This is a genomic window from Nostoc favosum CHAB5714 (assembly GCF_020829495.1).
Classification (GTDB): domain Bacteria; phylum Cyanobacteriota; class Cyanobacteriia; order Cyanobacteriales; family Nostocaceae; genus Nostoc; species Nostoc favosum.
Genome location: NZ_JAIVFQ010000035.1, coordinates 52562 through 69137, shown reverse-complemented (window position 1 = coordinate 69137; position 16576 = coordinate 52562). Strand labels below are relative to the sequence as shown.

Here is a 16576-nt window from a genome sequence, read left to right as displayed (position 1 = left end):
ATGCCCAATGCCCAATGCCCAATGCCCAATGCCCAATGCCCAATGCCCAATGCCCAATGCCCAATGCCCAATGCCCAATGCCCAATGCCCAATGCCCAATGCCCAATGCCCAATGCCCAATGCCCAATTTACTATGCCCCTGTCTGACGCAATACCTGCTTTACTTGTCCTGGCAGATGGAACCACTTATCGCGGTTGGTCTTTCGGTGCTACGGGAACCGCGATCGGAGAAGTGGTGTTCAACACTGGTATGACCGGCTACCAAGAAGTATTAACCGACCCAAGTTACTGCGGTCAGATTGTAATTTTTACCTATCCTGAATTAGGCAATACTGGCGTAAATTCTGAAGATGAGGAATCAGATGGCCCCCAAGTTCGGGGTGCGATCGCTCGGAATATTTGTCACCGTCCGAGTAACTGGCGATCGACACAATCCTTACCAGACTACCTTAAACAAAACCAAGTACCAGGGATCTACGGCATCGATACCCGCGCCCTCACCCGCAAAATTCGGATGTTTGGAGCCATGAACGGTGGCATTTCCACAACCATTCTCGATGAGGCGGAATTGCTAGAGCAGGTACTAGCGGCTCCCAACATGGCAGGATTAAATCTGGTTCGGGAAGTTACCACCGCAAAGGCTTATGAATGGTCAGATCCCACAATTCCAGCTTGGGAATTCAACTCGGAAGCTGCGGAAAATCTTGGAGAAGCCTTTACCGTTGTTGCCCTTGACTTTGGCGTAAAACGCAATATTTTGCGTCGCTTAACAAGTTACGGTTGTCGGGTAATTGTTGTGCCTGCCGATACGCCACCAGAGGAAATCCTCAACTACAATCCAGATGGTGTGTTTCTTTCAAATGGGCCTGGCGACCCTGCTGCCGTTACTGAAGGAATTGCAACTGCCAAAGCGCTTTTGTTAAGTGAAAAGCCCATCTTTGGTATTTGTATGGGACACCAAATTTTAGGTCATGCACTAGGGGCAGAAACCTATAAATTAAAATTTGGGCATCGTGGTTTAAATCAGCCTGCCGGTTTACAACAACGGATAGAAATCACTAGCCAAAACCATAGTTTTGCTATTGACCCAGATTCTTTACCTACGGCAGTTGTGGAAATCAGCCATCTGAACTTAAACGATCGCACCGTTGCTGGGGTACGTCACAAATCTCTACCTATATTCTCCGTCCAATATCACCCAGAAGCCAGTCCTGGCCCTCACGATGCTGATTACTTGTTTGAGCAATTTGTTCAAGCTATGCGAACAGCACGTCAAGCCGTGGCAGCCGAAGTGAGGTAAAAATAGGTAATAGGGAATGGGGCATGGGGCATGGGGCATGGGGTATGAGACATGGGGACTAACTAGGGACTAGGAAAGAGTTTTCCAATGCCCAATGCCCAATCCCCAATCCCCAATCCCCTAGTAGATTGTAGACAAGTTGCTCAAAAACCATCTATACTTGAGCGTTCACTTTAACTCATGAGGAGGGAATTATTGCTGATCCATTGAATCTAACCGTTAGCCTGAGGGGCACTCGTGAAGTCCGGGATAACTGTCAGCTATTCCGCCTCACAGGTTTGTTAGATGCCTTTTCTGAGCCGACATTTCGCAAGGTACTTGGCAGTAAGATTGACGAGGGCCCTAAGCATATTATTTTGGATCTCTCACAAATCGACTTTATTGATAGCTCTGGCTTGGGTGCTTTGGTGCAGCTAGCCAAGCAGGCTCAAACTGCCGAAGGCACTTTGCAAATCGTCACGAATGCCCGGGTAACTCAAACGGTCAAGCTTGTTCGCCTAGAGAAGTTTCTCTCCTTGCAAAAATCAGTTGAAGAAGCTCTAGAAAACGTCAAGTAGTCTTGATTGCTTGAACCGAGAGATCAATTCGGCTATCCAGATTCAACATCGGATAGCTTAATTTTTAAAACTTCTGGCAGAAAACCTCTCTCCTTGTGGGAGAGGCACAAAGCCAGTTAAGCTATTATGTTTAAAGTTGAGCAATAATAAAGATATAGACACCCAGTTCTTGGGTATGTAATTTTTGGCTTCTTATCGGATAAACAATCAAGTCTGAGAAATTTGTAAGAATTACAAAGCCAGCAGATTTGTTTATAGGTAAACTTGACTTGATAGTGTATAGTTAAAAATTGTCGCTTACTAAGTAAGCATGACAATGCGATCAAGTAACAGGGTGAGTTTGATGTCATAATTTTACCCTATCTTAGGTACAGACCACAAGTAGGCAAAATTTGGTTTATAGGCGTTGACATCAGGGCGATCTAAAATGCCAACTCTCAATCAAAAAGATAGAATTAGTAAGTATTTCTGATAGTATTGATTATGCTAAGTATAGGATTATGGCTTACTTCAGAAAAATCAGTCTTTGCAAAGAATGCCTGCCAAATGTAGCCCGTCAAGGAATGATTTATTTGTGAAGTCACAGGAGGAAGAGCTATTAGATGGGCAAGATGAAACTCCCAAACAGACTTTATCTTGGACTCAAGCACTCTTGACAACCACAGCGCCATTCCAACAGATTTCTCTCTCACAAGTGCAACAAATTTCTCCTACTGCTTTAGCATATTTAGGGGATGCAATTTATGAGTTATATGTTAGAATGTTCTATCTGCTGCCATTGCAGCGGTCAGGAATTTACCATAGTCTGGTAGTGGAGCAGGTAAGAGCGGAAACACAAGCGCTACATTTGCGATCGCTGATTCCTCATCTCAGGGACACCGAATTAGAAATTGTCCGACGGGGTAGAAACGCCGCAACAGGACGCCCTAAGCGACTTAATCCCGAAATTTATCAACAGGCAACCAGTCTAGAAACCTTAATTGGCTACTTATATCTCACCGATTACCAGCGTCTAACCGAACTGTTGCAAATGCTTCATGTAAAAAAAGAGTGAGAACTTAATTTTACAGTAGCCGCAGTACTAGATTAGGTTCAAGAAATTGAGGTAATTGTGATATCAACCATACGTTATATCCATAACTAAAATGCAGAATAAACCTAGAAAAGTCAAGACTTCTAACGAACCCAATCGTGGGCAACCCGTAAAAATTCAGGGTAAGCGTGTTGTTACTAATCCGACTCGCAATCCCAGGAAAATAGATAGCAACCCTGTCTCTAGTGCTAATCCGACTCGCAATCCCAGAAAAATAGATAGCAACCCTGTCTCTAGTGCTAATCCCAGAAAAATAGATGTTGCTAATCCGACTCGCAATCCCAGAAAAATAGATAGCAACCCCATTGACAACTCCCGCCAACGAAATAGCAACTTCTCCCAGCCGCCTGTATCTACACAACCGATAGAAGAAGATAGCGATCTCATCTACGGTCGTCATCCAGTATTGAGTGCGTTGCAAAATCAGCGCAATCTCAACCGTCTCTGGATTACTACCCGTCTGCGCTACGATCCCAGCTTTCACCATTGTCTGCTGCAAGCGAAGGAAAATGGCACAGTTATTGATGAGGTTGAACCCAAGCGCTTAGACTATCTCACCAACGGGGCCAATCATCAAGGTGTGGCGGCACAAGTTGCTCCCTACGCTTACATCGAATTGCGCGATCTAATTGAACAGGCAAAAGCTGTAACCGATCCCGTAATTGTCGTGGCTGACGGAATTACTGATCCCCATAACTTGGGAGCAATTATTCGCACAGCCGAAGCAATAGGCGCTCAAGGTTTGGTGATTCCCCAAAGAAGGGCTTCTGGGATCACTTCCACTGTGATGAAAGTCGCAGCAGGCGCTTTAGAAAATTTTGCTGTAGCTAGAGTTGTCAACCTCAGCCGCGCCTTAGAAGAATTAAAAGCAGCTGGCTATTGGATTTACGGCACTGCTGCAAGTGGGAGCGAACCTGTGCATACAGTCAATTTCACTGGCCCAATCGTTTTGGTAATCGGCTCAGAAGGCGAAGGTCTGAGTATGTTAACTCAACGCTCCTGTGATTTCTTAGTATCGATTCCTCTACAGGGTAAGACTCCAAGCCTCAATGCTTCTGTAGCAGCAGGTATGACACTTTATGAAATCTATCGCCAGCGATCGCTAAATACCCACCACCTAGATAAATTACAAAAAATATCTTTGAAAAAATAACAGTAACAGAGTATAAAGAAATGTAAAAGATAATAAAGCAACATATCGTTTAACACCCTGTAGATGTTTATAAATTGGCGAAAACCATGAAAACCATTTGGCATAACCTTAAGGAAGTGTTAATTAACACATTCGACTCCATCGGCTTGGCTTGGTGGGTAGAGATTGTGACGCAAAATCCCCGTTGCACATACTACTTCGGGCCATTTCTGACTTCTTCTGATGCAAAATTGTCAAGCATTGGATATATAGAAGATTTGGAGATCGAAGGAGCTACGGGAATTTCTGTGAATGTCAAGCGCTGCAAACCTAATAACTTAACAATCGCTGAAGACTTGGGGGAAAGATTTGACCGCAAAGTACAGCCTGCCTTTGGCGGTCAAATTTTAAGTTAAGTTAGGCCAGAGTCAATATAATTCGTAATTCGTAATTCGTAATTCGTAATTTGTAATTGCGAGTTTTAATTACGAATTATTTGCTCAAGAGTCAAAAGCCCGTGGACTATTGACTACCAATTACCTGCGGATGAACTTCGAGCCAATGGTCAATGTCATTGAGCACCTGCTGGGGGACTTCCCACGGAAAAAGATGGGCGGTGTTGGGATAGCACTGCCATTCAGAATTGTTGAGGTGTTGAGCAGTTTGTAAGCTGGAATCAGATGTGATATGGCGGTCTTGTTCACCAGCAAGTACTAAACTAGGACATTGTATTTGTTCTAAATCTAGAAGTCGGTTGTATCCCGATTGAATTTCACTATAAAGGGCGCGAGTAGCAGCAGGAGAGGTTTGCAAATAAGCTGGTACTGCAACAGTTGCGATGTAATTATAAGTAGTAGATGTATGTTGTTGGATTAGGTAGCGGAAAAGCGATCGCTTACCAAAAGTTTCAATATTCCATTGCCAACTCGGTTTTATATAGTTTATTAGGGCAGCAACGCCAGTATATAAATTATCCTGCCAAGTGATAGGAGGATGACTCCCACGGGGTTTTGCGGCTGTCGCCACCAAAATCAGCCCTGTAATCCGCTCTGGCAAACGTAATGCCAGTTCCATTGCCAGAATGCCCCCAAGTGACCATCCCAATACTAGGCACTTTTGAATCTCAAAGCGGTCTAGCAGCGCTTCTAAATCAGTTAAATGGTCATTCATATCAAAATTGCCATTCCAGCGACTTTTGCCGTATCCACGTAAATCAGGGGCAAAAGTTTTATAACGTTTTGATAAATGATTGGTAAAGACAGATAGACTACGACCAGTACCAGGATGACCATGTAAGCCAAGAATTGGGAATCCTTGACCTTGGATGTAGACATTGAGACGTGCAGCAGTGATAGGATGGCGATCGCTCATCTAGCACCCCCAGGAGACTTCCGCCATACTTGGTGGCCAAACTCTGTGTTCAAATTAAAACCTTCAACTTATCACAGTTTTAAGAAATCGGTTCATAAACCATTTGGGGAATCAACACTTCATCTTGTAATTGCCCAATACCTAAAAAGCGAGTTTCTTCATCATAAACTCGTACTATCGCAGGAACATCGAAAGTTAGAGAAATTCGCTGACCTTGACACCATTTTTGAGCAGATGTTGCTGGTAAAGTAACAGATGACAAATGCTTCAAGGCTGCATCAGAGACAAAAGGCTGAAATGTCCCGGCTTGCAGTTTCGTTTCTAAATCTGTCAAAGTGAGACTATCTGTTAAATCGAAACCACTGCTTTGGGTACGAATCAAAGCGGCAAGAGTGCCACCAGTTTCTAAAATTGCACCTAAGTCACGAGCGATCGCTCTAATATATGTACCAGAACCACAGGCGATCGCAACATCCAATTCGGGAAAATCCCCTTCTCTCCAGTCCAAAATATCTATCTGAAAAACTTCCACTGTCCGCACTGGAACTTCCACTGTTATCCCTTGGCGTGCTAAGTCGTAGAGGCGTTTACCATCCACTTGGATTGCACTGTAACTAGGTGGTATTTGCTCAATCTTGCCTTCAAATTGTGGCAATGCACTTTTCACCTGTGCCAAACTCAATCCAGCACAAGGTTGAGAAGTAATGATTTCGCCTTGTAAATCATCGGTTATGGTACGCACACCCAGCCGAATAGTGGCTTTGTAAGCTTTGTTTTCTGGCAGATATTGCAATAATCTTGTGGCTTTACCAAGGGCGATTGGTAAAACCCCAGTAGCAGCTGGGTCTAAAGTTCCCGCATGTCCTACACGTTTGAGGCGCAACAATTTTCGCACTCGCGCTACGCAGTCGTGGGAAGTCCAGTCAAATGGTTTGTTTAAGTTGAGAAAACCTTGAAATAACACAAAATCAATACTTACACCTTCTAAACTCTATTAAATACTCATTTAATGCTCAAAGCATTAATATTTGGTAATCAATGCTTAACCAAGCATTAATTTATACACATAAATCAGGTTTAAGACATCCTGTAAGCACTTTACCGAATAATACACAAAAAGTACGGATAAGTCCGAGTCTTTTCCACAAATATCACGATGTAACTTTTAAGTTACAATGCTTGAAGAAGAATTCAGAAGTCAGAATTCAGGAGCAAAGCCGGAGACTCCGAAAGCTCCGGTCAGAATCAAGACGCTCGCGGACTCGCTAACGCAACGCTTACAGTCGGGGATTCAGACCCGCGACTTTCTTGTTGACCACCAAATCTACGATTTGGTGGGGGTGCAAAAACGCCGGTTATTCATCCGCTTTTTCGGTCAAAATACCCAACTGAATTCTGACGACTGACGCATGTATTCTGTTCGATAAAACTATCAGAATAAATAAATATCATAGAAAAGTTAATAAAAGGTTTTATAGCAATCCTAAATCATTTGTGAAAATTATATATACCTTTCTTCTTTCTTCCCTTTGCGTCCTTCTCTGCGAGACGCTAGGCGTTGGCGGAAGCCTCTCGTAGAGATGGCGGTTCGTATCCTTGTCTATATTTTTCACGAATAAAATAGGACTGCTATATTATATCTTTTAGGTTGACAATTATGCTTAGTCTTGGTTTTTTGTATTTCTCTGCGCTACTCAAGGAAACGATAATTTTTCCGAACGTTTGATAGGAGACACTCAATACGGTTCGGATAAGATCCCCCCGCCTGTGGCGACCCCCGATAAATTGGGGGTAAAAGAGGAAATTAGCCCCCCAATTTATCGGGGGGTTGGGGGATCTTCGCAGGGTAAACAAGCTAACCGAACGTATTGAGGAGACACTACCTATTTTACTTTAACTACCAGAATAATTGGTGGGTTGACTATTGGTCTAATATTTTTACCAAAACAATCATCTATAGGGTTTTATGAACATAAATAAAATGAAAAAAACAATCTTCACTACTACATTAATTCTTTGTTCTATGTTGATTGCAAGTTGTGGTGATGGCAATAGTGCTTCTCAACAGAACCAAGTTAATCAAGCAAAGACTGGAACAACTATCCCAGCTAATTTTGAATCTACTTCCGCAAATCAGCTAGATAATACCGAAAGGATTAAAAAAGCTAGTAATTCAGCACAAAATGAAAATACATCTATTAAGAATAACAAAAGTAATGAAACCTCTAACGATAAGCCGATATTGGGTACTATCAAAGATATGCATAATGGAGACTTAAAATGCTACGTTACTGTGGTCGATGAAAAGGGTAAATTATATGAAAGTGTCGGTGCGTCATTTGATATTTGCGAACCAGATAAATACGTCAATAAAAAAGTAGAGATGTATTATCAGCTAGAAAACGTCAATGATTGTCAAAGTTCTGAGCCTTGCGGGAAAACAATCAAAGAATGGCTGATTACCAAGATAGAAATTCGAGATTAAGAATCATAAGATTTATTTTGAAATTGTTTGTAAGTAATGCAGATAAGTTAAGTCTGTAAGCAAATTTCAATGTATGTAAACTGGGAATGGCTTGATTTAAGTTCGTTTTCTACTGAGGTTCTGTCTCCTGCGTTGGTGTCGGTGTAGGAGTGGGGGTTTCGGTGGGAGTTGGTGTAGGAGTTGGCGTTGGCGTTGGCGTGGGTGTTTCTGTGGGCGTTGGTGTTTCCGTGGGCGTTGGTGTTGGCGATGGAGGAGGGGCGAGATTTTCTGCTGTAATGCTGAGTTGATAATCTACTGGTTTCGATGCTTTGGAAACCACGACAAACTCGTAAAATCCGTTTTCTGGTAATTTAGTTGACAAATTTCGCTGGGTAGAATCTTCTAAAAATCTAATTTTGCCAGAGGGTGAATAGACTGATAACAAAACTTGGGAATTTGCTTGTAGGTTCAATTCTAAAGATTGCTCTTTGGCAAGTCCAGCAATGAATACTTTACCACCACCAGGTTGGAGAGTACCACTGACTGTTTTGCTGATAGCGCCCGGATCAAAGACAAGTTTTTGGAAAGCGCTACCGGCAAGGATAGCACTGAGTTGATCGCTAACAAATCCATACCAAACTTGTCCAATGGGCTGACCCAGAAAATCTTTACCACGCTGTTCAGGGAATACACTTAAGAAGGCGGCATCTCCCAAATCATACAAAGAACGACTACCAACGTTAATTTTGTTTACTTCCACTTTCCAGCGATCGCGTTCAGCAGTTGTATAAGTTCCCAGTTGCCGGCGTGTATTAGAACTCAGTGGCGCTAGCTTTTCTAACAATTCTGAGGCTGTTTTATCCCATTCTGCCCGCAAACTCTCATCTTCAGGGCCATCGTTGAGAGTGCGTCCTCGTAAACTGGGATTTCTGTCCCAAAAAACTTGATTCACCAAGTTCACATAAAAGTTAGAGTTAATACCCAACTGTTGACGGCGATCGCTTAATCTTTCTTTACGCTGCCGTTCTGCTGGTGAATATTGCGCTAAAGGATCGGTCGGTTGGTCACTGGTTGGAATTGGACTGGCTATAGGATCAGGTTTGTCCCCGACATCGCGGCTACTATTCACTCCCCACCAAAGTAATCCAACAGTACCAGCTACTACCGCCGCCACTAGAAAGGTTTTTGTTGGTGTCCACCAGGAGGGGGGAGGGGGAGATGAGGGAGATGAGGGGGATGGGGGGGATGAGGGGGATGGGGGAGAGACGGCGACGGTGGCGGATGTGGGTTGTGATGGGGCGGGGTATTGAGTTGGGGGAAAGTTAGCTGGGGGCGGGTTGATAGCTTGGAGTACTTGACTGGCTGATTGATAGCGATCGCTTGGTCTGGCAGATAACATTTTATCTAATACCTGTGCCAAAATCGGACTCAGGCTTACTTCCCGTCGCCACTGCCAGGTCAGGTTGTAGGTATCAATTAATTCTTGGGGTTGTTTCCCTGTCAGTAAAACCAACATTGTTGCGGCCATTGCATACAAGTCGCTGTGGGGAGATACTAACCCAGTTTGCATCTGTTCTGGGGGTGCAAATCCTACCTTGCCCAATAGGGTTGGTGATGGGGAAGATGCAACTATACCGGGTTGGTAATATTGGGAAGCAACGGTTGCTACTACTTGTTTGACACCGCCAAAATCAATTAACACTGGCAGTTTGTCAACAGTGCGAAGCATTAAGTTATCTGGAGATATATCTCGATGAATAACGCCTATGGAGTGGATATACTCTAACACTGGCAAAATTGAAAGCAACAATTGGCGCACTTCCGCCTCTGTAAAGCGCAAACCCTGTTGTATCCGGGTATTTAACAACGAGTTGTAAGTTTCCCCTTCTACATAATCTTGCACCAAAAACAGATATTCTTTGCCCCCTAAGTTCATGCGAAGCAGTTCCCGGAAGCGGGGAATTTGGGGATGTTGCAGTTTATAGAGAACACTCGCTTCTCTCTCAAACAGTTCTTCAGCTTTTTGGACAACGTAGGCGGTTTGAACTTGGGGGGAAAATTCTTTTAAAACACAAAGTTCGCGGAAACGATTGACATCTTCAGCTAAATAAGTGCGTCCAAAGCCACCTTGGCCAATTTGACGCACAATCACATAGCGATCGCCTAAAGTTAGTCCCGGTTGGATACCATAACTCATGGGCGTATCCAACAACTTTTCACCACACTGGAGACAAAAGCGACTACCTGGGGAATTTTCATGTCCTTTAGAACAATATATTTTAGTCATTGGGCATTGGGCATTGGGCATTGGGCATTGGGCATTGGGCATTGGGCATTGGGCATTGGGCATTGGGCATTGGGCATTGCTTATGTCTCCCTCATCTCCCTCATCTCCCTCATCTCCCTCATCTCTCGTTACTTGCCAGATTGTACTCTACTGACTTGATCGGCTGCGATCGCATACCAAATTTGACCGAAAGTCTGTTGATTGAGTTTCCCACGATCCTGATCGGGAAACAACCGATCAAATTTTTCATTTGCGTCTTTGGTCAACTGATCAATTGTATAGTTACCAAATTGCCCCGATCGCGCAAGTCGTCTCCATGTTACATAATCTTTTTGACTATATTTACCCAATTTCCGACGAGCTGCTGTACTGAGGTCAGCCTGTTCTAGTTTATCCAACAAATCGTCAGCAATACCAGACCATTCATCTCGTAAACCAGCGTCTTCAGATTTAGATGTCAGGCTACGTCTCTTTAATTCCGGTTTTTTTGTATAAAATAAATCATCTACAAAGGGAGTAAAAAATCCTTCAGTAATTTCTAGCTGTTGACGACGACTGATAATTTCCTGGAGATTGCGATTTTTTCCTTTGTCGCTGACTGGTTTACCGATTGGATTTGGGAACTGTGGAATTTCCGGTAATGAGATTGATGGGATAGTAATTGAAGTTACGCTCCGAATGACTGCATTTACCACCGCCAAAGTACCTGCACCAGTTAAGACAATTAAAGCTGTTCCCCCTAAACTCATCACAAAAGGGCGAATCCAAACAGGCCAAGATATTGGTTTCGCTATCGCTTGCGTTTTATTCTGGAATCTACTCACAACAGCACTGGCGTGTTGTCTTCCCGGAGCAACTACCATCGTCTTGATCTTGGTAGTAATATAATTACCTGGGGATTTAGTAGTAGTTAGTGATGGTAAATCTTTGAGAATTTGCTCGGCTCGTTGGTAGCGATCGCTCGGTTTATAAGCCAACATCTTTTTTAACACCGCTTCCAGTTGCTGACTAACTCGGATTTCCTTTCCCCATCCCCAAATTCCCTGATAGCTGTCGTATAATTTTTGCGGCTCTTTCCCTGTGAGCAACACCAGTGATGTCACCGCTAAAGAATATAAATCACTACTAAAAAATGCTTTTCCCTGCCGTAGCTGTTCTTCTGGGGCGTAGCCCTTTTTACCCAGCAAAGTGTTATTTTCAGCCAACTTAGTCCGCCAAAAACCTTGAGAAGCTGGCAATTGCTTGACACCACCAAAATCAATTAATACTGGCAGATTATCAGAACGCCGCCAAATTAAATTATCAGGAGAGATATCACGGTGAACTACATCTCGTGAATGGATGTAAGATAACACCGGTAAAATCTGTTGCAGTAAGGTGATTACTTCTTCTTCACTAAAGGTTTTTCCTTGACTCTCACGCTGTTCTAATAATTGGTAATAATTATCACCATCCACATAATCTTGCACTAGAAAGAAAAAATCTTTAGTGCCTATCTTCACTTGTAGCGAGGCGTGAAAACGCGGTATCTGTGGATGCTGGAGTGTTTTCAGGACATTTGCTTCTCGTTCAAATAACTCTTTAGCTTTTTGTAAATCTTGCTTTTCTTCTACTTGGGGTGCAAATTCCTTCAGCACACAGGTTTGATGAGATTTAGTTCTATCCTCCGCCAAATAGGTGCGTCCAAAGCCCCCTTGTCCTAATTGACGGATAATTTGATAGCGATTATCCACAACCTGTCCCACAGCAAGAGGTAATGGTTCACCACAATGGGTACAAAAGCGGTTCCCACCATTATTTGTGTGTTGTTTACTGCAATAGAGCTGCATGGTGCCCAAGGATAAATTAAGGTTTTATTGAATGACTACAACGCGCATACCCTCATTTTCGGATATCCTACGAATTACGTTAGCGACGCGCTTTCTCGTATCCGCGTACTCTTGCAGGGAAGCAAGCTACGCGCAGAGTCTCGTAGAGAGCGTCATTACGAATTACGAATTACGAATTACGAATTACGAATTATCATGAACCGGAAATCAAGACAGCAGCAAGTAATTAAAGCATTTGAAGATTTTTTGTCTACCCCCCTAGAAACGATACTGCAACAGCATCTCAACACTCAAACTTCGGCAGCTTTGAGTTTATTTCACGATGTGGCGGCTAATGTACCTGCCTACAAGGCTTTTTTAGCAGAAAGGGAAATTAATCCCGCGACTATTCAAACCTTAGAGGAGTTTCAAAAACTACCAGCGATCGCTAAACAAAATTATATACTGCGTTATCCTTTAGCTGACTTGTGCCGCAACGGGCAACTCCAAGGGTGCGATATGATAGCTGCTTCTTCCGGTTCCAGTGGTAAACCGACATTTTGGCCTCGTTTTTTCACAGATGAACTCCAAATCGCCACACGTTTTGAACAAATTTTTCACGATAGTTTCTATACAGATACCAGACGTACCCTAGCAGTGATTTGTTTCACTTTGGGCACTTGGGTAGGTGGAATCTTTACCACCAATTGCTGTCGTTATCTTGCTAGCAAAGGTTATCCCATCACTGTAATTACTCCTGGTAACAACAAAGAAGAAATCTTGCGAGTTGTGCAGGAATTAGGTTCAGCTTTTGAACAAGTCGTGCTGTTGGGATACCCGCCATTTTTAAAAGATGTGATTGATACTGGTATCGCTCGTGGTGTGGAGTGGCAGCAATATCAGATTAAATTAGTGATGGCGGGAGAAGTATTTAGTGAAGAATGGCGGAGTTTAGTTGGCGAAAGAGTTGGTTCACAAAATCCTTGCTATGATTTTGCATCACTCTATGGCACTGCGGATGCAGGAGTTTTGGGTAATGAAACACCGTTAAGTATTTGCATTCGCCGTTTTTTGGCAATAAATCCCGATGCCGCTAGAGTTTTATTTGGGGAATCGCGTTTACCCACATTAGTACAATATGATCCTTGCAGTCGCTTTTTTGAAGTTCAAGATGGCGGATTGCTGTTTTCTGGAGATAACGGTATTCCCTTAGTGCGTTATGACATCTTAGATACTGGCGGGATAATTAGTTATGATGCCATGCTGCAATTTTTAGCAGAATGGGAATTTAATCCGCTTGAAAATCTCCGTTCTGACACTCAAGAATTACCTAGAGGTATTCATCAGCTACCTTTCGTTTATGTCTTCGGGCGTTCTAACTTTACAGTTTCTTACTTTGGCGCAAATATCTATCCAGAAAATGTGACGGTGGGATTAGAACAACCAGGAATTCAAGAATGGGTGACGGGTAAATTTGTGTTGCAAGTGAAGGAAGATACTGATAAAAATCGATTTTTATCTGTGGTTGTGGAGTTAGCACCAGGGGTAGAGGGTAGTGAAGATCGAACAGAAGCGATCGCATCTTCTATTCTTTCGCAATTGCTACGCCTAAATAGCGAGTTTGCTAATTATGTTCCCGCAGAATATCAAACACCACAAGTTACATTAGCCCCAATGGGTGATTTTGAATATTTCCCCATTGGCGTGAAACATCGTTATACCCGTCAATAGTACAAGACGCGATGAACGTCAATAGGGTGGTTGTTTGCGATCGCGTTCCCAATTGATTGGGTTATTGATAATATATTGTCTAATTTTATCGAGGGCGAATTCATTACGAATTATGTTGTCATGGAACCTTCCTTGCCATCCAAAACCTTGATAGATTTGATTAATTTCAAATGAACATCGTCCTTTGTACCACCTAACAATTTTAGAAAGGGAATTTTTAGACAACATCGGGTTAAACAACCCAGTAACCCCACCCCGTTCACCATCCCCCCTTGTAGAGACGCGATTCATCGCATCTTCTTCCTGTGTTTGATTCATCACGCCTTCTTCTCGTATTTGATTAATAACCAAAATCCCGTGAATATGATTAGGCATGACGCAAAACGAATCTATCTGGCAATTAGAAAAATGATGAGGAATCTCGTACCATAATTTCTGAGCAATTTCTCCAATTGGTGATAGCTGCATTCCACCCTGCACAACCTCACCAAAAAAGCATTTCTTCCCGTCGGTGCAAATAGTAACGAAATATCCAGCATTACTAGCATAACTCCATGCCGGTAAACGGGTTGAGTCAATTCGATATTTACCTTTGTATTTGGGTTTGTTGTTTTCTGGTTGAGGATCGTAATGATTCATGATTACATCTTTGATTGATACAAAAATTTATGCAATTATTGCTTTGTATTGATGTAATTGCCAACCCAAAAAACTCGGAATTATTCCCGCTATGTAAATGACGGAAAGGAAGAAGACGCGATGAATCGCGTCTCTACAAGGGGCGATCGCAAAAACGATCGCATTTCCATCTTGTTCACGATATCTGTTTTATTAGGGGCGATCGCCTCTGCCGCAGTTTCCCCTAAGATAACCAAAGCACCTGGAAGAATTTTGATAGCTTTGGTTCACAACACAAGTTCGTTTGAATTTATAGTCGATAGCTTAGGCACAATGAAGTTAAAAGTCAAGTATAAAAGCTAGTTACTTCCATCATCTCCAGTGAATGCGGCATAATAAAAACTAAACCTTAAAATTCTGAAGTAGGCAATGAATACTACCGATAATTCTCCGATGGATGATGGGTCATCAGCAGATTTGATTTCTGTCGCAGAGTTACAGCAACAGCTTAATGACTTACTCCAGCAATTATCTCCAGAACGATTACAGGTGCTGACTGATTTTGCTGCTTATTTGGCAAATGCTGAAAGCGAAGCTGCAACCCAAGAGCTTTTGGCAATTCCTGGATTGTTAGAGCGAGTTAAGCAAAATCAAGTAACGCCTAAAGCCCAATACACCGCCTGGAGAACTCTTCGCTCTGATGTATGAAGTTATTCTTCATCCCGATGTCCAGGAAGTTTATGTCAATGCTGACAAAGCCCTTGCTAAGAAAATTGCCCGATGTTTGCAGCAGCTAGAACAAACTCCTCGATCGCACCCCAACATTAAAGCCCTGAAGGGAGATTATGCAGGTTACTATCGCTACCGAATCGGGGATTACAGGGTCATTTATTCTATAGACGATGAAGTTGTGCAGGTACTTGTTATGGCAATCGCTCATCGCAGCGAAGTATATGAACCATAAAGGCGATCGCTTAATCAATTCATCGCAGCAATCAAAAAAACGATCGCATTCCCATTCTGTTCGCAATATCTGTTTTACTAGGGGCGATCGCATTCTCTGGATTGCGGAAATATCAGACGCGATAGATTTACGAGACGCTTAGGAGACGCGATGAATCGCGTCTTTACAAGGAATTGCTGCTTCTACATTTCGCTTATGTTTTGGCTGGAGGAAGTATTTTTCTTTCCTACTCTCCATCTTTCACTTTCTCTTGTTGATGCCAAGCTTGATAAAAAGCGGGGTAGGGCATACTTTGGGCGCACTTCCAGATAACTTCGTAGCAAATATATTGAAACAGTGTTTAGTAGCATCACTTGTGTCTTCCCGAAATCAATTCATGCAGTCACTTATAAAGGATTTTTACTGAAGCTTGAAGCATTTATTTCTACATTTACCCTTAAACAAGCATTTATAGAGTGAGTAACATGTAATGCTTTAATATAATTAAATACTTATGCTTTTGATTAATTCAAAGTAGTGGTTGCCCTACGCACAACCACTACTTTGCACTGCGCGATCGCCTGAGCCAAAATCCCAAAATTGGGTTAAAAACATGATTTATTTTATAGTACAAACTTCACCTTGAAAGGGCTAGTCCTAACTGAGTACATTTTCTAAAGCTGATTCAGCTTTGCGAAGATTTATTGACATCATTCAAATATAAAGAAAATTGAAATAATTTGTAATTACCCAAACAAACAAGCTTCCCCAAGCTGCAAAACCTGACGATACAAGCATTATAGACGTTGCGTGGGGGATGTGTCTGGGGAAATACCCAAAAAAATAATTGACCTTGTAAGCCTAAAAACAAGGTGAATTCAGATGCCAGCTAAAAAACGTGGTCAAAGTGCAAGTCAAAAAGCGATCGCTTTCTTACTAATTCTGCAAACAATGCTAATTGGCGTAAATGCCGAAAACCGCCTTCAGCAAGGAGACTCCCCAATCGAGGTTTTAATGTGGATGATTAACCAGTGTATCCCAGTCCTGAAACAAGCCAGCAGTTTGCAAGAAAAACAGAAAAAGAGCCTGTTACCCAAACATCGCCGTTCTGAGGATCAATAATATCACAAGCCCCTCTTTGCAAGCTTACGATGTACACACAAGTCTTCTAGAGTTGCCCCACCGGCTTTAGATCCCCCCAACCCCCCTTAAAAAGGGGGGCAAAACCTTTCAAAGTCCCCCTTTTTAAGGGGGATTTAGGGGGATCTAAAA

At 42.7% G+C, this 16576-nt stretch carries 19 protein-coding genes and 1 pseudogene; 14 read left to right on the top strand and 6 right to left on the bottom strand.

Annotated elements, in window-relative coordinates:
- The first annotated feature begins 133 nt into the window (after nucleotides 1-133).
- The 5 genes from carA to LC586_RS21275 all read left to right on the top strand — a co-directional run bounded on the left by carA (nucleotide 134) and on the right by LC586_RS21275 (nucleotide 4498).
- The gene (gene carA / locus LC586_RS21295; protein WP_229486693.1) at nucleotides 134-1300 is read left to right on the top strand and encodes a glutamine-hydrolyzing carbamoyl-phosphate synthase small subunit; all 1167 of its coding nucleotides are present in this window, start codon (nucleotides 134-136) and stop codon (nucleotides 1298-1300) included.
- A gap of 206 nt (nucleotides 1301-1506) precedes the next feature.
- Nucleotides 1507-1857: an STAS domain-containing protein gene (locus LC586_RS21290; RefSeq protein ID WP_199326607.1), complete on the top strand. Its 351-nt coding sequence runs from the start codon at nucleotides 1507-1509 to the stop codon at nucleotides 1855-1857.
- Nucleotides 1858-2431: 574 nt separating this feature from the next.
- Nucleotides 2432-2911 (top strand): Mini-ribonuclease 3, encoded by a 480-nt coding sequence (locus LC586_RS21285; protein ID WP_229486688.1) that lies wholly within the window; start codon nucleotides 2432-2434, stop codon nucleotides 2909-2911.
- 91 nt (nucleotides 2912-3002) lie between these two features.
- Nucleotides 3003-4103, top strand: coding sequence for a 23S rRNA (guanosine(2251)-2'-O)-methyltransferase RlmB (gene rlmB / locus LC586_RS21280; RefSeq protein WP_229486687.1), 1101 nt, complete (start codon nucleotides 3003-3005; stop codon nucleotides 4101-4103).
- 86 nt (nucleotides 4104-4189) lie between these two features.
- Nucleotides 4190-4498: a DUF1816 domain-containing protein gene (locus LC586_RS21275; RefSeq protein ID WP_229486686.1), complete on the top strand. Its 309-nt coding sequence runs from the start codon at nucleotides 4190-4192 to the stop codon at nucleotides 4496-4498.
- Between the two features lie 106 nt (nucleotides 4499-4604).
- On the opposite strand, the gene LC586_RS21270 is transcribed toward LC586_RS21275, so the two are convergent.
- Nucleotides 4605-5453, bottom strand: a complete 849-nt coding sequence (locus tag LC586_RS21270; RefSeq protein ID WP_229486685.1) for an alpha/beta fold hydrolase — start codon at nucleotides 5451-5453, stop codon at nucleotides 4605-4607.
- 79 nt (nucleotides 5454-5532) lie between these two features.
- Nucleotides 5533-6417 (bottom strand): tRNA pseudouridine(55) synthase TruB, encoded by an 885-nt coding sequence (gene truB / locus LC586_RS21265; RefSeq protein ID WP_229486684.1) that lies wholly within the window; start codon nucleotides 6415-6417, stop codon nucleotides 5533-5535.
- A 211-nt stretch (nucleotides 6418-6628) separates the two neighbouring features.
- Between truB and LC586_RS21260 the strand changes: the two genes are divergently transcribed.
- A complete protein-coding gene (locus LC586_RS21260) occupies nucleotides 6629-6859 on the top strand; it encodes a hypothetical protein (RefSeq protein WP_229486683.1) in 231 nt (76 codons plus the stop codon).
- Nucleotides 6860-7434: 575 nt separating this feature from the next.
- The gene (locus LC586_RS21255) at nucleotides 7435-7938 is read left to right on the top strand and encodes a hypothetical protein (protein ID WP_229486682.1); all 504 of its coding nucleotides are present in this window, start codon (nucleotides 7435-7437) and stop codon (nucleotides 7936-7938) included.
- Between the two features lie 109 nt (nucleotides 7939-8047).
- Here the strand turns inward: LC586_RS21255 and LC586_RS21250 are convergent, their stop codons facing one another.
- Both LC586_RS21250 and LC586_RS21245 read right to left on the bottom strand, forming a co-directional pair.
- A complete protein-coding gene (locus tag LC586_RS21250) occupies nucleotides 8048-10204 on the bottom strand; it encodes a serine/threonine-protein kinase (protein WP_229486692.1) in 2157 nt (718 codons plus the stop codon).
- A gap of 128 nt (nucleotides 10205-10332) precedes the next feature.
- Nucleotides 10333-12033 (bottom strand): serine/threonine-protein kinase, encoded by a 1701-nt coding sequence (locus LC586_RS21245; protein ID WP_229486681.1) that lies wholly within the window; start codon nucleotides 12031-12033, stop codon nucleotides 10333-10335.
- Between the two features lie 195 nt (nucleotides 12034-12228).
- On the opposite strand from LC586_RS21245, the gene LC586_RS21240 reads away from it, so the two are divergent.
- Nucleotides 12229-13743 (top strand): phenylacetate--CoA ligase family protein, encoded by a 1515-nt coding sequence (locus LC586_RS21240; protein WP_229486680.1) that lies wholly within the window; start codon nucleotides 12229-12231, stop codon nucleotides 13741-13743.
- Between the two features lie 18 nt (nucleotides 13744-13761).
- Here the strand turns inward: LC586_RS21240 and LC586_RS21235 are convergent, their stop codons facing one another.
- Entirely contained in the window at nucleotides 13762-14382 is a 621-nt protein-coding gene (locus LC586_RS21235; RefSeq protein WP_229486679.1) for a transposase, read from the bottom strand.
- 57 nt (nucleotides 14383-14439) lie between these two features.
- Here LC586_RS21235 and LC586_RS21230 point away from each other — a divergent pair, with 57 nt between their 5' ends.
- The 4 genes from LC586_RS21230 to LC586_RS21215 all read left to right on the top strand — a co-directional run bounded on the left by LC586_RS21230 (nucleotide 14440) and on the right by LC586_RS21215 (nucleotide 15467).
- Nucleotides 14440-14724 (top strand): hypothetical protein, encoded by a 285-nt coding sequence (locus LC586_RS21230; protein ID WP_229486678.1) that lies wholly within the window; start codon nucleotides 14440-14442, stop codon nucleotides 14722-14724.
- Between the two features lie 66 nt (nucleotides 14725-14790).
- Complete coding sequence (locus LC586_RS21225) at nucleotides 14791-15069, top strand: hypothetical protein (protein ID WP_229486677.1); 279 nt, start codon at nucleotides 14791-14793, stop codon at nucleotides 15067-15069.
- On the top strand, nucleotides 15062-15325 hold the full coding sequence (locus LC586_RS21220; RefSeq protein WP_229486676.1) for a type II toxin-antitoxin system RelE family toxin: 264 nt from the start codon (nucleotides 15062-15064) through the stop codon (nucleotides 15323-15325). The genes LC586_RS21225 and LC586_RS21220 overlap by 8 nt, the downstream gene beginning before the upstream one ends.
- The gene (locus LC586_RS21215) at nucleotides 15315-15467 is read left to right on the top strand and encodes a hypothetical protein (protein WP_229486675.1); all 153 of its coding nucleotides are present in this window, start codon (nucleotides 15315-15317) and stop codon (nucleotides 15465-15467) included. The genes LC586_RS21220 and LC586_RS21215 overlap by 11 nt, the downstream gene beginning before the upstream one ends.
- A gap of 84 nt (nucleotides 15468-15551) precedes the next feature.
- Here LC586_RS21215 and LC586_RS42715 read toward each other — a convergent pair whose 3' ends face one another.
- A complete protein-coding gene (locus LC586_RS42715) occupies nucleotides 15552-15635 on the bottom strand; it encodes a hypothetical protein (RefSeq protein ID WP_438822919.1) in 84 nt (27 codons plus the stop codon).
- Between the two features lie 14 nt (nucleotides 15636-15649).
- On the opposite strand from LC586_RS42715, the pseudogene LC586_RS42710 reads away from it, so the two are divergent.
- Together LC586_RS42710 and LC586_RS21210 are read left to right on the top strand one after the other, a co-directional pair.
- A pseudogene (locus tag LC586_RS42710) lies at nucleotides 15650-15784 on the top strand (IS982 family transposase); the annotation flags it as partial.
- Between the two features lie 402 nt (nucleotides 15785-16186).
- On the top strand, nucleotides 16187-16426 hold the full coding sequence (locus LC586_RS21210; protein WP_229486674.1) for a hypothetical protein: 240 nt from the start codon (nucleotides 16187-16189) through the stop codon (nucleotides 16424-16426).
- The last annotated feature ends 150 nt before the right edge of the window (nucleotides 16427-16576 follow it).

Coding starts and splice junctions, on each gene's coding strand:
- LC586_RS21250 (WP_229486692.1), bottom strand. CDS start 10,204: ATGACTAAAATATATTGTTCTAAAGGACATGAAAATTCCCCAGGTAGT.
- LC586_RS21215 (WP_229486675.1), top strand. CDS start 15,315: ATGAACCATAAAGGCGATCGCTTAATCAATTCATCGCAGCAATCAAAA.
- LC586_RS21210 (WP_229486674.1), top strand. CDS start 16,187: ATGCCAGCTAAAAAACGTGGTCAAAGTGCAAGTCAAAAAGCGATCGCT.
- LC586_RS21270 (WP_229486685.1), bottom strand. CDS start 5,453: ATGAGCGATCGCCATCCTATCACTGCTGCACGTCTCAATGTCTACATC.
- LC586_RS21240 (WP_229486680.1), top strand. CDS start 12,229: ATGAACCGGAAATCAAGACAGCAGCAAGTAATTAAAGCATTTGAAGAT.
- LC586_RS21275 (WP_229486686.1), top strand. CDS start 4,190: ATGAAAACCATTTGGCATAACCTTAAGGAAGTGTTAATTAACACATTC.
- LC586_RS21220 (WP_229486676.1), top strand. CDS start 15,062: ATGTATGAAGTTATTCTTCATCCCGATGTCCAGGAAGTTTATGTCAAT.
- carA (WP_229486693.1), top strand. CDS start 134: ATGCCCCTGTCTGACGCAATACCTGCTTTACTTGTCCTGGCAGATGGA.
- LC586_RS21245 (WP_229486681.1), bottom strand. CDS start 12,033: ATGCAGCTCTATTGCAGTAAACAACACACAAATAATGGTGGGAACCGC.
- rlmB (WP_229486687.1), top strand. CDS start 3,003: ATGCAGAATAAACCTAGAAAAGTCAAGACTTCTAACGAACCCAATCGT.
- LC586_RS21260 (WP_229486683.1), top strand. CDS start 6,629: ATGCTTGAAGAAGAATTCAGAAGTCAGAATTCAGGAGCAAAGCCGGAG.
- LC586_RS21255 (WP_229486682.1), top strand. CDS start 7,435: ATGAAAAAAACAATCTTCACTACTACATTAATTCTTTGTTCTATGTTG.
- LC586_RS21235 (WP_229486679.1), bottom strand. CDS start 14,382: ATGAATCATTACGATCCTCAACCAGAAAACAACAAACCCAAATACAAA.
- LC586_RS21225 (WP_229486677.1), top strand. CDS start 14,791: ATGAATACTACCGATAATTCTCCGATGGATGATGGGTCATCAGCAGAT.